This is a genomic window from Sinorhizobium sp. 6-70, assembly GCF_030124375.1.
GTDB lineage: Bacteria > Pseudomonadota > Alphaproteobacteria > Rhizobiales > Rhizobiaceae > Sinorhizobium.
In genome coordinates this window covers 1-500 of sequence record NZ_JASKLS010000047.1, presented here as the reverse complement: position 1 = coordinate 500, position 500 = coordinate 1, and the positions used below count along the sequence as shown (strand labels likewise).

The 500-nt window shown below is 66.2% G+C and carries 1 protein-coding gene; it reads right to left on the bottom strand.

Annotated features, from left to right (window positions below):
• Window positions 1–500 (bottom strand): zinc-binding dehydrogenase (locus QN222_RS30265; protein WP_284005758.1); only part of this gene is annotated, 500 nt, incomplete at both ends.

The following is a 500-nucleotide window of genomic DNA, read 5'->3' as shown; positions in this document are numbered from 1 at the left end:
CCGCGCGCGCCGCCGAAGGCGGTGCCCATCCAGGTGCGGCCGGTGACCAGCTGGAACGGCCGGGTGGCTATCTCCTGGCCGGCGCCGGCCACCCCGATGATCACCGACTTGCCCCAGCCGCGATGCGAGGCCTCGAGCGCCTGGCGCATCACCTTCACATTGCCGGTGCAGTCGAAGGTGTAGTCGGCGCCGCCGATCTGGTCGGCGCCGCGCTTCGTCATGTTGACGAGATACGGCACGATGTCGTCGCCGACCTCCTTCGGGTTGACGAAGTGGGTCATGCCGAATTTTTCGCCCCAGGGCTTCTTGTCGTTGTTCAGATCGACGCCGATGATCATGTCGGCGCCGGCAAGGCGAAGCCCCTGGATGACGTTCAAGCCGATGCCGCCGAGACCGAAGACGATCGCGGTCGACCCCATTTCCACCTTGGCGGTGTTGATCACCGCGCCGATGCCGGTGGTCACGCCGCAGCCGATGTAGCAGATCTTGTCGAACGGCGC